Annotated in this window: 12 protein-coding genes; 9 read left to right on the top strand and 3 right to left on the bottom strand. The window is 42.9% G+C overall.

Annotated features, from left to right (window positions below):
• Positions 1–77: 77 nt before the first annotated feature.
• Positions 78–1,061 (top strand): OmpA family protein, encoded by a 984-nt coding sequence (locus I2494_RS08640; protein WP_218468299.1) that lies wholly within the window; start codon positions 78–80, stop codon positions 1,059–1,061.
• A gap of 68 nt (positions 1,062–1,129) precedes the next feature.
• On the opposite strand, the gene I2494_RS08645 is transcribed toward I2494_RS08640, so the two are convergent.
• Entirely contained in the window at positions 1,130–2,464 is a 1,335-nt protein-coding gene (locus I2494_RS08645) for an NCS2 family permease (protein ID WP_218468300.1), read from the bottom strand.
• A 256-nt stretch (positions 2,465–2,720) separates the two neighbouring features.
• Here I2494_RS08645 and yieH point away from each other — a divergent pair, with 256 nt between their 5' ends.
• The 4 genes from yieH to mdtD all read left to right on the top strand — a co-directional run bounded on the left by yieH (position 2,721) and on the right by mdtD (position 7,154).
• Positions 2,721–3,389 (top strand): 6-phosphogluconate phosphatase, encoded by a 669-nt coding sequence (gene yieH, locus I2494_RS08650; RefSeq protein ID WP_218468301.1) that lies wholly within the window; start codon positions 2,721–2,723, stop codon positions 3,387–3,389.
• A 114-nt stretch (positions 3,390–3,503) separates the two neighbouring features.
• The gene (gene mdtG / locus I2494_RS08655; protein WP_218468302.1) at positions 3,504–4,748 is read left to right on the top strand and encodes a multidrug efflux MFS transporter MdtG; all 1,245 of its coding nucleotides are present in this window, start codon (positions 3,504–3,506) and stop codon (positions 4,746–4,748) included.
• A 291-nt stretch (positions 4,749–5,039) separates the two neighbouring features.
• Positions 5,040–5,759, top strand: a complete 720-nt coding sequence (locus I2494_RS08660) for a FadR/GntR family transcriptional regulator (protein WP_218468303.1) — start codon at positions 5,040–5,042, stop codon at positions 5,757–5,759.
• Between the two features lie 3 nt (positions 5,760–5,762).
• Complete coding sequence (mdtD, locus tag I2494_RS08665; RefSeq protein WP_218468304.1) at positions 5,763–7,154, top strand: multidrug transporter subunit MdtD; 1,392 nt, start codon at positions 5,763–5,765, stop codon at positions 7,152–7,154.
• Positions 7,155–7,394: 240 nt separating this feature from the next.
• Here the strand turns inward: mdtD and kup are convergent, their stop codons facing one another.
• On the bottom strand, positions 7,395–9,263 hold the full coding sequence (gene kup / locus I2494_RS08670) for a low affinity potassium transporter Kup (protein WP_218468305.1): 1,869 nt from the start codon (positions 9,261–9,263) through the stop codon (positions 7,395–7,397).
• 212 nt (positions 9,264–9,475) lie between these two features.
• Between kup and ravA the strand changes: the two genes are divergently transcribed.
• Positions 9,476–10,999, top strand: coding sequence for an ATPase RavA (gene ravA, locus I2494_RS08675; RefSeq protein WP_218468306.1), 1,524 nt, complete (start codon positions 9,476–9,478; stop codon positions 10,997–10,999).
• Positions 10,993–12,447, top strand: a complete 1,455-nt coding sequence (gene viaA / locus I2494_RS08680) for an ATPase RavA stimulator ViaA (RefSeq protein WP_218468343.1) — start codon at positions 10,993–10,995, stop codon at positions 12,445–12,447. The genes ravA and viaA overlap by 7 nt, the downstream gene beginning before the upstream one ends.
• Here viaA and asnA read toward each other — a convergent pair whose 3' ends face one another.
• Positions 12,448–13,437, bottom strand: a complete 990-nt coding sequence (gene asnA, locus I2494_RS08685) for an aspartate--ammonia ligase (RefSeq protein WP_228350899.1) — start codon at positions 13,435–13,437, stop codon at positions 12,448–12,450.
• Between the two features lie 154 nt (positions 13,438–13,591).
• Here asnA and asnC point away from each other — a divergent pair, with 154 nt between their 5' ends.
• Both asnC and mioC read left to right on the top strand, forming a co-directional pair.
• Positions 13,592–14,053 carry a transcriptional regulator AsnC gene (gene asnC, locus I2494_RS08690; protein WP_130593477.1) on the top strand — a complete coding sequence of 154 codons (462 nt, stop codon included), beginning with the start codon at positions 13,592–13,594 and terminating at the stop codon, positions 14,051–14,053.
• A 92-nt stretch (positions 14,054–14,145) separates the two neighbouring features.
• Positions 14,146–14,595 carry an FMN-binding protein MioC gene (mioC, locus tag I2494_RS08695; RefSeq protein ID WP_218468308.1) on the top strand — a complete coding sequence of 150 codons (450 nt, stop codon included), beginning with the start codon at positions 14,146–14,148 and terminating at the stop codon, positions 14,593–14,595.
• The last annotated feature ends 68 nt before the right edge of the window (positions 14,596–14,663 follow it).

Consider the following 14,663-nt stretch of genomic DNA (forward strand, 5'->3'; position numbering starts at 1 on the left):
ATCTGACGGTCACTTCAGAAAGTATTGCCTAATATTTAGTAATTCATTCAGAAATAGTTATGTTTAAGGATAATAAAATGTCACACGTAAATAGATGTTCATTATTGTGTCGCAAATCAGCCGTCGGATTCATTTCCGCACTATTCGCTTTTAACGTTATGGCCAACCCTGTGGCTGATAATGACGCCATGATGTTTGATGCTGTCGATGCATCAACAAGCCCTGTGGCATCCACATCCGGCCCGGCTGTCATTATGAAACATACCGGTTTGCAGTATCTGCCTGTTGGCAAGATTGGTAATTCATTATCCCAGGTGGTGTTTTATAACCCTAAAAAATCCAGTAATAACACCATTGGCGTGGCCGATATCTATGTGGATCGCGAATTTCAGGGCGCATTAAGAGAAGGGCAATTTAGCGTATTCTGTCTTCTTCCGGGTAAGCATATTATTGAGGCTTATCAAAATGATGCACCTCACTATAAAGGGAAAGAAGTACCAAGAACCATCACTCAGCTCATGGGTGGAAAAACCTACTTTGTTGAAACTAACTCGGATAAAGATAACGGTACACCGGTGCCGGTAACCCGTGTCGCAGCAGAAAGCCAACTGTTTGGCTATAAAAGCAGCGCCACCATTAACCGGGCTTCCGCGGTTAAACCTTGCGAATATGTCGGTGGTATGTCCCAGTTAGGTAACGTACTGTTTAACTTTGCCGGTAACAAAGTGTCGGATATCGAAGCCGGTGGTGTAGAGATAGTTAAAAATATGGCAAAACATATTAATAGCCTGCCTCAAATTCAACGGGTAGATATTGTCGGTCACGCAGACCCAATAGGTACGCCAGAATTTAACCAGAAACTATCAGAACAACGTGCAGAAACCGTGAAAAAACTGCTGATTTCTTATGGTGTATCAGGTTCATTACTGTTTACCAGCGGTGAGGGTGCCAATAACCCAACGGTGAACTGTGACAGCCTGGAGAGCAAAGAACGCAACTACTGTAACCGGGCAAACCGTCGGGTCGATGCTTTGATTCAAACTAATGATAGTGCGGAATAAAATCCGTTAATGTATCTAATAAAAAACCGGCCTGAAATTCAGGCCGGTTTTTTTTCATCGACTTAATATTAATGATCGACAAAAATAATCTTAATCAAAAACAGTAAAGCAACAATCAGTACACAAGGGCTAATTTCTCTCCAGCGGCCAACGCCCGCTTTCATCACACAATAAGAGATAAAACCTAAAGCAATCCCTTCGGTAATGGAGAAAGTAAACGGCATCATGACCGCAGTAATAAAGGCCGGCGTTGCTTCTGTTAAATCGTTCCACTTCACGCGAGACAAGCTGGAGGTCATTAAAACCCCCACATAAATCAGCGCACCGGCAACCGCATAAGGCTGAACCATCTTAGCTAACGGTGACAGGAAAATAACTAACAGGAATAATAAACCTACCACTACTGCCGTCAGCCCGGTTCTGCCACCGACAGAAACACCGGAAGAACTTTCAATATAAGTAGAGATAGAAGATGTTCCGAAATAAGCCCCGGCGGTAGAGGTAATACTGTCTACCATCAGTGCCTGCTTCATACGCGGGAACTTACCGTTTTCATCCGCCAGTCCAGCTTTGTCAGTTACCGCAATTAACGTACCGGAAGAGTCAAACAGGTTGATCAGCATAAAAGAGAAGATAATTCCGGCTAAACCAATATCCAGTGCCCCTTTTACATCTACCTGACCAACAATACTGGCAATACTTGGTGGTGTGGAGAATACCCCCTGATAGGTGACATCACCCACCAGCAGGCCAATACCCGTAGTAACCACAATGGAAATCAGTACTGCGGCATGAATATTTTTAGCTGCCAGAACGGCAATAATAAAGAAACCTAAAATACCCAATGCAACGTTCAGAGAGGTCAGATTACCTATTGCTACTAAAGTATCTGGATTAGGCACAATAATACCGGCGTTTTTCAGCGCCATCATACCGATAAACAAACCAATACCGCTGGTAATACCAACCCGTAAACTAACCGGAATACTGGAGATCATCCAATAACGAATTCGGAACAGAGTCAGTAACAGAAAACCAAAAGAACCCCAGAAAATGGCGCCCATCGCAACTTGCCATGAATGACCCATCGCCCCGACAACCACAAAGGCAAAAAAGGCGTTTAGCCCCATAGCGGGAGCCAGAGCAACCGGCAAATTAGCTAAAACCCCCATAAAGATGCTACCAAATGCAGCAACCAGACAGGTGGTAACGAAAACGGCTTCGGTATCCATTCCTGCTACCCCTAAAATCTGAGGGTTAACAAAAACGATATAAACCATAGTTAAAAAGGTGGTGAAGCCAGCTACAATCTCAGTTCTTATGGTTGTACCATGTTGATTTAACTGAAATATGCGCTCTAGTAATCCTTGCCCATTAGCAGGTCCAGAAACTGGTTTGTTCATTTTGATATCCGGGAAAAAGATGAAGTAATGGAAAACTAAGCCGCTACATATACCAAAATACGCAATCGATTACATGATTTATTTAAGTTTTTATCATTAAGTTCTGGTTATGATGGGTCATTTTGTACTACAAACAATATGATAAGTATCAAAAAATTCAAAATAAACAAAGATCTATCATTTTTTGAAACACTGTTTTAATATATACAATGCCACATGGCATGAAACACATTGGTCACTTGTAAAGGAATAAATTATGCAACCGGTTGAATGCGTGCTGTTTGATAGTGATGGCACCTTAGTAGACAGCGAGATTTTATGTTGTGAATCTTTTTCTAACGTTTTTAAGAGCTATGGCATTCCCCTTTCCACAGAAGAATGCATAAAACAGTTTAAAGGAACCAATCTTTATAAGGTGTTTGCTCAAGTCAGAGAGACTTATGGTCTCGATCAACCTGATGAAAAACTGGAGAAAGAATATCGGCAGGATATGGCACGGTTGTTCGAACTGAGCCTGAAGCCCATAGAAGGGATCCGCCCTTTGCTGGAAGGGATTACTGTTCCTATGGCCGTTGTTTCTAATGGGCCGGTGAGTAAAATGCAACACTCTCTGGGGCTAACCAAACTGATTGATTTCTTTGGCGACCATTTATATAGCGCTTTTGATATCCAGCGTTGGAAACCCGACCCGGCATTGCTGGCATTTGCCTGTGATAGCCTCGAGATTCCATTGGAAAAATGTATTTTAGTTGAGGACTCCGTCGCAGGTGCTCATGCGGGTATTGCTGCCGGTATCCCGGTATTTTACTACTGTGCCGATCCACACAACCAGCCAATCGATCACCCTCTGGTCACCACATTCTATAATATGAGTGAATTACCGGAGTTATGGAAAGAAAGAGGCTGGAATATTTATCAGTCGTAAAATTGATTTGCCGCCCTGTTTTAGCTGAATTCCAGTTTTAAAAGGGCGGTATTAGTGGCATTCTGAGACTGTGTATAAAACACTCACCATATTGCCACCTTATGCAGGTCAAACATGCCAACAGACGATCCCGACACGATAGAACTTTCTTCACCAGTTAACTGGCAGAGAAACCTGATGGTGGTTTGGATTGGATGTTTTCTCACCGGCGCAGCCTTTAGTCTGGTGATGCCTTTCTTACCCTTATATGTTGAACAACTCGGTATAACTGGCCACCGTGAACTAAATTTATGGTCAGGTCTGGTTTTCAGTATCACCTTTCTATTTTCTGCTCTGGCTTCCCCTTTTTGGGGCGGGTTAGCGGATCGTCGTGGTCGAAAACTGATGCTGCTTCGCTCAGCACTCGGTATGGCAATCATTATGGTGTTAATGGGGCTTGCTCAAAATATCTGGCAGTTCCTTGGGTTACGCGCAATGTTAGGGGTGTTGGGCGGATTTGTACCCAATGCTAATGCGCTGATCGCCACTCAGGTTCCCCGTAATCGCAGCGGATGGGCTCTGGGAACACTGTCAACCGGCGCCGTCAGCGGTGCGCTGTTAGGGCCACTGATTGGTGGTTTTCTGGCTGACCGTTATGGCCTGCGCCCGGTGTTCTTTATTACTGCCAGCGTACTGTTTATTTGCTTCCTGCTTACCTGGTATGCCGTTAAAGAGCAGTTCACCCGTGTCCACAAGAAGGATATGCTGAGTGGGCGACAAGTTTTTGCTTCATTAAAAAAACCAAAATTAGTATTGGGGTTATTTGTGACTACCATGATTATTCAGGTAGCTACCGGCTCTATCGCCCCAATTCTGACCCTGTATGTGCGGGAAATATCGAATAATATTGAGAATCTGGCCTTTATCAGTGGATTTATTGCTTCCGTTCCCGGATTTGCAGCCTTGTTGAGTGCACCACGATTAGGCAAATTAGGCGATCGCATCGGGCCGGAGCGTATTCTGATAGCCATGCTGATTTTTTCCATTCTGGTGCTGCTCCCCATGGCATTTGTACAAAATCCATGGCAATTGGCTGTATTACGTTTTCTGCTTGGGGTTGCTGATGGTGCGCTATTACCCGCGGTACAAACGTTATTAATTTATAATTGCAGCAATCAGGTAGCTGGCCGAATATTTAGTTATAACCAATCATTTCGTGATATCGGCAACGTTAGTGGCCCATTACTGGGTTCCAGCGTTGCAGCAACTCTTGGATTTCGTGCAGTATTTATCGTTACTGCTATAGTGGTATTGTTTAATGCCATCTATTCTTACTGGTTTCTGGCAAGAAAAGTACATGAGCCCCCATCGGAAGAGTAATTCATATCCAAAAAGGTGTTTCATTTGCCAGAACGATTGTCAGAGATTTGTTGTTTATCCTAAATACTGAAAAATTTATCCGCAATTCGCCCGGATAGATAATTCCTATCTTATTTATTTAACTGGATTAAATACGTTATCGATTGCGTGTGATCATAATATGGCGAAGAGTTTGTTATTTTATCGCCCTTTATGGGATAAAATGAGACGTTATTCGTTAAATAACGATAAATAATAATTATTAAAAATCAAATAGTTTACATTGATAACCGCCAAAGGATACTTAACATAATGCAATTTAATGTTCAGCAGCAGGCTGCCCATCGAAATCTGTCTTACCTGGTTGCAGAAAAGATAGCGCACCGCATTTTGTCTGGCGAATTTGCAGCAGAAAGCATACTGCCGGGCGAAAATGAACTGTGTGAAATTTATAGCGTTAGCAGAACTGCTATCAGAGAAGCCGTAAAAATGCTTACCGCTAAAGGAATGTTACTTGCCCGACCGCGGATTGGTACGCGAGTTATGCCTAAGTATTACTGGAATTTTCTCGATAAAGATCTGCTTTCATGGTGGATTAGCAAAGATAACTTTTTTGAAGTCACTCAACACTTTGTGGTATTACGTCGGGCATTAGAACCTCAGGCAGCCGCTCTGGCTGCAATCAACGCCAGCAATGAACAGCGTTATCAACTTTCCCTCCTAATGGCAGAAATGCGTTCATTACATAAAGATTTCGACGCTGAAAAATGGATACAGGTAGATACGGAATTTCATAAGCTTATCTACAATGCCAGCTGTAATCCGCTTTTAACCTCTTTCTCCAGCCTGTTCAGTTCGGTATATCAAACCTACTTCCGATCGGTTACTAATAATGAAGTTATCAAGCTGGAACACCATCAATCCATTGTTGATGCTATTCTAAAAAAGGACAGTGCAGAAGCACTCAAGGCCACGCAGGAATTATTAGAAAAGGATATTAAGATCTACAATATTGAATCAACCGCAGGATAATGAATGACTCAATCAGCACGTAGCGTAGCGGGTCTCCCCTGGATTGCTGCTACCGCGTTCTTTATGCAGGCTCTGGACGCCACCATATTAAATACGGCAATTCCAGCTATTGCTAAAAGCCTTAATCATTCCCCTCTGGCAATGCAGTCGGTCATTATTAGCTATACACTCACCGTTGCCATGTTGATTCCCATTAGCGGTTGGTTAGCCGATCGCTTTGGTACCCGCAAAGTTTTTATGATTTCCGTTTTACTGTTTGTGCTTGGCTCATTGTCTTGTGCCCTGTCACATTCACTATCAATGCTGGTTATCTCACGAATTATTCAGGGTGTGGGTGGAGCTATGATGATGCCCGTTGCCCGCCTTGCACTGTTACGAGCCTATCCACGCAGTGAACTATTACCCGTATTAAATTTTGTCACCATACCCGGGCTGATCGGCCCTATTATTGGCCCATTACTGGGAGGATGGCTAGTTACCTACGCCACCTGGCACTGGATATTCCTGATAAATATTCCTATCGGATTAGTAGGAATGTTTTATGCCCGTAAATATATGCCTGACTTTACCGTTCCTGGCCGTAAATTCGATATTTTAGGTTTTTTGCTGTTTGGCTTAAGTCTGGTGATGTTACTCAGTGGATTATCACTGTTTAGCGAACGTATTGTTTCAACTCAGCTCGCCATATTGATCTTTATTTCAGGAATTATTCTACTCTTCCTGTATGTATGGCATGCACTTAGATATCGATACCCGCTGTTTCACTTATCACTATTTAAGATCCGTACTTTCTCTGTCGGCATTCTGGGCAGCATCGTTTCACGTTTGGGAACCGGAAGCGTTCCGTTTCTGATGCCGCTAATGCTGCAAATAGGGTTTGGTTATTCAGCGCTGATAGCGGGTTGTATGATGGCACCAACGGCTATTGGCTCATTGCTGGCTAAATCGATAGTCACAAAAGTGCTGAATAAGTTTGGTTACCGCAACACTCTGATTGGCGTGACTCTGCTAATTGGCGCAATGATCGCTCAATTCTCCTTACAAGATCCGGCAGAGCCGCTCTGGATGCTGATTATTCCACTGTTTCTTATGGGAATGGTGATGTCTATACAGTTTACCGCCATGAATACCATCACGCTGGGCGATTTAACCGACAAAACTGCCAGTTCCGGTAATAGCCTGATGGCAGTAACCCAACAGCTATCCATCAGCTTTGGCGTCGCGGTCAGTGCAACGGTACTTCACGCTTACGAAACCTTCTCCAGCGGAAACACCATCGACCACTTCCACTACACCTTCATCACCATGGGCGTTATCACCTTCTTATCCTCGCTGGTATTTATCATGCTAAAACCTGGCGATGGAGATAATTTGATAACGGGAAGGAAGGGGTAATAGACAAAAATATATCTACAAGAATATTTTGTTTTAACAAAGCTAATCGTCGGGAGAGGCCGCTGTTGGGGTCGTAGCAGCTTTAGCTGCCGGAGCGCCCCTAAGCGGACTAGGCCCGACGCACTCCCAACTTAAGTACTGATGGTTTTCCGGCCGAGCACAATGCTCATATAACCACATAGTTATCACGGCCGGAACATTCACAAAAGCTGATTAAATATCTATAACAAAACCCACGTTCTATATATCTATCTGCGTCCCCAACTCAATCACCCTGTTCGGCGGTATCTTAAACTGATCCGGAGCCCGCAGCGCATTACGATTAAGTGCCAGAAACAGCTGCCCTCTGATTTTTAAATACCATGGACGTTTACTTAGTTTCACTGACTCATGAGAAAGGAAGAATGACGTTTCCTCCATGCTAAACGACAGTCCTTCCAGGCCACACAAATAAAAGATATTTTCAACATTTGGCGTTTCTTTATAGCCATAACTGGAGACGACCCGCCAAAACGACGGTGAAAGCTGCTCAATCGTCACCCGCTGAACGTTGTGTACATAAGGCGTATCGACGGTTTTTATCGTCATTAATATCACTCTCTCATGCAACACTTTGTTATGGGTTAAATTATGTAGCAAAGAGAATGGAATAACGTTGGTTGTGCGGATCATAAACACTGCCGTTCCCTTCACTCGCGTAGGCGGATTCTTTTCCAGCGAAGCAATCAACGCTTCCAGAGAGTTACCATGCTCATGTATACGGCGCAGCAGCCGAAACCGCTCACTTTTCCAGGAAGTCATCACAATAAACATACACAGCCCCAGCAACAACGGTAACCAACCACCGGAGAACACCTTAACGGCGTTAGCTGAGAACAGTGGAATATCAACGCACAGTAAAACAGCCAGAATAGTTACGGTCGCAATACGCGGCCAGTGCCAGTTTTGATTAGCCACAATACAAGAGAGGATCGAGGTGATTACCATCGTTCCGGTTACGGCTATACCGTAAGCGGCAGCAAGATTACTGGAATGTTTGAAAGTCACTATCACCAGTACTACAGCGATATATAACAGCCAGTTAATCACCGGAATATAAATTTGCCCGGCCTCCATATCAGAGGTGTGCAAAATTTTCATCGGTGGTAAATAACCTAAATGCACCGCCTGTCGGGTCAGAGAGAAAACACCTGAGATAACCGCCTGAGAGGCAATAACCGTAGCCAGTGCGGCCAAAATCAACAGTGGAATTAACGCCCAATCCGGAGCCAACAGGAAGAAAGGGTTCTTTATCGCTTCCGGACTTCTTAACAACAAAGCTCCCTGGCCAAAGTAGTTCAGAACCAGACAAGGCAATACTACGGTAAACCAGGCATAGCGAATGGGCATTTTGCCAAAGTGCCCCATATCTGCGTACAACGCTTCCACACCGGTAATCGCCAGAACGACAGCGCCAAGAGCAAAAAATGATAATGCCTTATATTCAAGGAAAAAGCCGATCGCCCAGGAAGGATTAAGCGCATACAGCACTTCCGGACTGGCGATGACGCTGCGAACCCCCAATAAACCAATAACAAAAAACCAAAGCAGCATCACCGGAGCAAATACTTTACTGATACCGCTGGTTCCGTGTTTCTGAATACAAAAAAGAATGGTTAAAACCACCACCGCACAAGGAACAATATAAGCATCAAGTGAAGGTGCCAGAATCTCCAGCCCTTCCAGTGCAGACATCACGGAAACTGCCGGGGTAATGACGACTTCACCATAAAAGAAGCTGCCACCAATCAGCCCGATAATGACCACAAATGCGGTTTTTTTATCACTGGCATACCTGCCTGCCAGAGACATTAACGTCAGAATCCCACCTTCACCGGCGTTATCCGCCCGCATAACAAAACTCAGGTACTTAAGGGATACCACCAAAATAAGCATCCAGAAGATTAATGACAGGAAACCAAAAATGACATCTGGTTCAACGCTAAATCCGTAATAGCCTGAGAAACATTCCCTTAAGGTATAAAGAGGACTGGTACCTATATCACCATAAACCACACCTATTGTGGCTAACATGGTTGCCGGCAACGAGCGTTTATTATCTGTACTCATAAGTGCTTCTTGTATCCGCGTTTTAATACGGTGGTTGGAGAACCAAAGGCATAATGATCAATATCTGCTTTATATAAAGCAGATACCAATAATATATTTCATAACGACTTTTAATTTTCCCTGATAGCTCTATTTTAGTTGGAAAGTAAAAGTATTACTAATCATTGATCTGCTATAATTTTTTAACTAATTATTATTCAGTTGTTTTCATCATGCTTAAATCTAAATACCTGTCGGAACGAATAACCCGTTTAAGCAGTATCCTTGAAACCGATCTTTATGAACGCCAACATGTCATAAGACTTTGTCTGTTAGCCGCGCTGTGTGGGGAAAGTGTCTTCCTGTTAGGGCCACCGGGTATTGCCAAAAGTATGATAGCTCGCCGATTAAAATACTCATTTAAACAGGCCAATGCTTTTGAATATTTGATGACGCGTTTTTCAACGCCGGAAGAAGTATTTGGGCCATTATCTATTCAGGCATTAAAAGAAGATGGTCGATATATTAGATTAACTAAAAACTATCTACCTGAAGCTGAAATAGTTTTCTTAGATGAAATATGGAAAGCAGGCCCGGCAATCCTGAATACATTACTAACGGCAATAAACGAAAGACATTTTCGCAATGGTGATACCGAAGTTGCTATGCCATTGCGATTATTAGTCACTGCTTCTAACGAACTGCCTGAAGAAGATAACAGCCTTGAAGCTTTGTATGACAGGATGTTAATCCGTTTATCGCTAAATAATATTCAGGATAAAGCTAACTTTTTATCGATGATTAATCATCAAAGCAGTGAAAAGCTCAATTCTGCCATTGAATCATTAAGCATCAGTGATGAAGAGTATGTTGAATGGCAACAACAAATTAATCAGATAAAATTACCTGATGAGGTATTTGAACTCATCTATTTACTGCGCCAAAACCTCAATGCTTTGAATAATGGCCCTTATATATCTGACCGCCGTTGGAAAAAAGCCATTCGACTGTTACAAGCCAGCGCATTTTTTAGTGACAGAGATGCCATAAGCCCTGTCGATCTTATCTTATTAAAAGATTGCCTGTGGCACGACATTAATTCTTTATCGCTGGTAGAACATCAAATTGAGCTGTTAATGACTGAAAAAGCATTTCATCAGCAAAGTATTACATTACAAATTCAACAAATTAACGCTGACTGGCTAAAATACAAACAACAGCAATCTAATCAGTTATCTTTAAAGTTAGAACGCAAAACTACTCTGTTTAACCGTAAACAAACCTATGTATTACCCGCAAATATCACTGACCCTAAGATAACATTATTATTACAAACACCGTTAAAATTACACGGTATTGAAGTAACACACATTGTTATTGAAAAACAGCAAATTGAATTATGGTTAACCAAAGGTGAATCGCCAAAAGGTAAACTTAACGGTATTGGTTTTTCACAATCTTTGGATATGACCGTTGATGATAATTTACAACTCATTATCCGGGATTTAAGTTTATCCCCTTCTATTCTGTCGCTGTCAGACAAAAACTTTCATATCCAACCAACAGAAGAGTTAGTTCAACGGCTGGAAAATACTCAGTCCAGACTAAACCAGCAGCGTAAATATTTTACCGATGCTCAACCCTGCCTGTTTATTAATAAGCAGTGGCTGGAAAAGATTGAAGCCAGTCTGTTTTCGGTACATGAAGAAATCAGCAAACAAAAACAGCGTTTTTCCGGGGCTGAACCGTCATTATGAGCCTGCAAACTATCGAATTATTACTTTCTATCAGTGAAAGCGAAATAATCGAAGAATTGCTTATAGGCCTGTTGGCTGCGCCTCAGCTGGCTATCTTTTTTGAAAAGTATCCCAAAATCAGAAATGCATTTAACAAAGAGGTTTCTGGCTGGAAGATAAAACTTCAGGATAAGTTGCAGCAATCAGAGGTACCTGCAGCTATTTCTGCAGAATTTGCGCTCTATAAACAAAGTATCTCTTCAGAAAACACACTGTTCTTTGAACAGTTGGATGATGTTATTCAACAGCTTGAGGTACTCCATTCCCCTTTCTTTGAGCGAGCTAAAAAGCTTTCAGCCACTGCTGAGCATCGCAATGAGAGCTTTCGCAGCCTTTTTCTGCATCAGTGGCGAAAAAGCCTTTCAGTTCAGGTTACCACATTACATAAATCACTAATTGAAGGTGACTGGGAGCAGTTAATCTCTCAACTTCAGGATCGTCTGGCCATTAACAGCGCGCTGGAGCCCTTTTTGGTGGAAAACGATCGGAGTTCTGGTCACCTGTGGGATATGAGCCGCGGAGAAAAATACCGTTCTGACTGCAACACGTTAATTGAATACGGTAAGTTTCTGGCGCAACAGCCCGAATTACAAAAGCTGGCTGAGCAATTGGGCAGAAGCTATCAACCCACCTCTGTCGATCGTAAAGATACTCAATATGAAAAGTATCGTGTCATGGTCAGAGAGCCGGCAACATTGCCTGAAAGTGTTAATGGTATCTTCCAAAGCAGCGATATCGTCAGAATGCTACCTACTGAAATGGTGCTGTTGAATATTGATGAACTGGAAATAGAATTTTACCGGCGTTTTTTAGAGCAGCAACTGCTGACCTATCAGCTAAAAGGCGATGTGTGGCGCGAACAAGTAAAAGTAAGGGCTATTTCTAAAACCATCAATGAACAGCTTCCCAGAGGGCCATTTATTGTTTGTGTTGATACGTCAGGATCGATGGGCGGCTTTAATGAACAGTGTGCCAAAGCATTTTGTCTGGCGTTATTACGCATAGCTATGGCTGACAATCGGCGCTGCTATATCTTACTTTTCTCTACCGAAGTGGTGCATTACGAGCTGACATCATCAACGGGTATCAGTGAAGCCATTCGTTTTCTAAGCCAGCGCTTTAGAGGTGGTACCGATCTGGCAGCCTGCTTATCCGAAACGGTAGAAAAGCTAAACCAGCAGGATTGGATCGATGCCGATGTAGTGATCGTCTCTGATTTTATTGCACAACGTTTACCAGAAAATTTAATCAGTCAGATAAAAAATAAACAAAAAAAACATAACCACCGTTTTCACGCGGTGGCTATGTCTAAACACGGTAAACCAAACATTATGAAAATCTTCGATCACGTTTGGCGTTTTGATACCGGACTTGGCCAGCGGTTACGTCGCCGCTGGCGTGCTGATTAATTACAGCATGCATTCTACGCTTTCACGCAGTTCCGGCGTCCACACACCACACTGTACCTGACCAATATGCTTTTGTTGTAGCAGCAACATAACTACACGGGACTGACCAATACCACCACCGATGGTTTGTGGCATTTCTCCACGTAATAACGCCTGATGCCATTCCAGAGCCAGACGGCCTTCATCGTTAGTTAATGACAGCTGACGCTTCAGGGTTTCTGCATCCACACGGATTCCCATAGAAGAGAGTTCAAATGCATCTTCCAGTACCGGGTTCCAGACTAAAATATCCCCGTTCAGGCCTTCACCATCAGCACCCGGCGTTGTCCAGTCATCATAATCTGGCGCACGCATATCGTGTGCTTCACCGTGAGATAACTTACCACCAATACCAATCAGAAAAACTGCGCCAAATTCTTTCGCAATTGCACGTTCACGTCCTTTAGCATCCAGATCCGGATAACGCTGTAACAGTTCTTCACTGTGAATAAACTTAATTTCAGCCGGCAGGAAAGGTTTATAACCAAATTCCTTCGCTACAGCAGCTTCCGTTTCTTTGATCGCTGAGTAAATAGAGCGAACCGTTTGTTTCAGGTAATCCGTATTGCGCTCAGAATCAGACATCACACGCTCCCAATCCCATTGATCCACATACACGGAATGGATTGGACTCAGGCGATCTTCATCAGGGCGCAGGGCTTTCATGTTGGTATAGATACCTTCACCAGGCACAAAACCAAAACGACCCAGCGTTTGACGTTTCCATTTAGCTAATGAATGAACCACTTCAAAAGTAGCGCCTGGAATGGCTTTCACTTTTACCTGAACCGCTTTTTCACAGCCGGACAGGTTGTCCTGAGTACCATCACCAACGCGGCTTAATATCGGTGCCTGAATCTCAACCAGACCAAGCTTTTGCTCTAACTGGCGAGAAAGGAAAGATTTAACAAACGTGATTTGTTGCTGTTTTTGAATAAAGGACTTTTTCATTGTGGTTATCTCAATACTGTGATGTCGTTGATGAGTATTAAGCAACAGAATGACACCTATATTCAATATTCATTAATAAATAATGCCATAGTGGTTTCAATTATTCATTTTTAAAGCTAATTTAATAACAATTCATCAAAAAAGAGTGTTAAAAATGGCCGATAATTACCAGATCGATAATCTAGACCGCAGCATACTGAACGAATTAATGAAAAATGCCCGGGTTCCTTATGCTGAGTTGGCAAAAAATTTTAACGTCAGCCCGGGAACCATTCATGTGCGAGTGGAAAAAATGAAACAGTCAGGGATCATTTTAGGGACTCAGGTTGAGATCAGCCCAAAGCAGCTGGGTTATGACGTTTGCTGCTTTATTGGCATTATTTTAAAAAGCGCCAAAGATTATCCATCAGCTCTGGCCAAACTTGAAAACCTTGAAGAAGTAGTTGAAGCCTATTACACCACGGGTCACTACAGCATCTTTATTAAAGTCATGACCAAATCTATCGATGGATTACAGCAGGTACTTATCAACAAGATCCAGACCATCGATGAAATTCAATCGACAGAAACGCTAATCTCCCTTCAGAACCCGATTATGAGGACTATCAGACCATAAGCACTATTTTATTATACCCACATTATCCACAGGTAGATCCCAGCTGTTTCACAGCGTACAATACGCGCGAAACTGAATAATTAAGGATGGGTATGCCTGATATAACGCTGATTAGCGGCAGTACTTTAGGTAGTGCTGAATATGTTGCTGAGCATCTGGAAGAAAAACTCACCGAAGCGGGTTTTACGACAGAAGTCCTGCATGGTGCTGAACTGGATGAACTAACGCCTGAAGGCATCTGGTTAATAGTGACATCAACCCATGGTGCAGGTGAAATACCCGATAACCTACAGCCTCTATTTGAACAAATAGAACAACAGAAGCCGGATCTTACTCAAGTCAGATTTGGTGCAGTTGGTTTAGGCAGTAAAGAATATGACACTTTCTGTGGCGGTATTAAAACTGTAGATCGTATTCTGCAGGATCGTGGAGCAAAACGGATCGGCGATCGACTGGAAATTGACGTCACTGAACATGAAATTCCAGAGGATCCAGCAGGAATTTGGATCGAAAGCTGGATTAATTTAGTCAAAAACGATTAAATAATGCGCGGTCAGTTGTGTATAAGTATAGTTAAAAGCAGCTGTTAACCTGTAGTTATCCAACTAAC

The sequence above is a fragment of the Limnobaculum allomyrinae genome (assembly GCF_016649425.1).
Taxonomy (GTDB): Bacteria; Pseudomonadota; Gammaproteobacteria; order Enterobacterales; family Enterobacteriaceae; genus Limnobaculum; species Limnobaculum allomyrinae.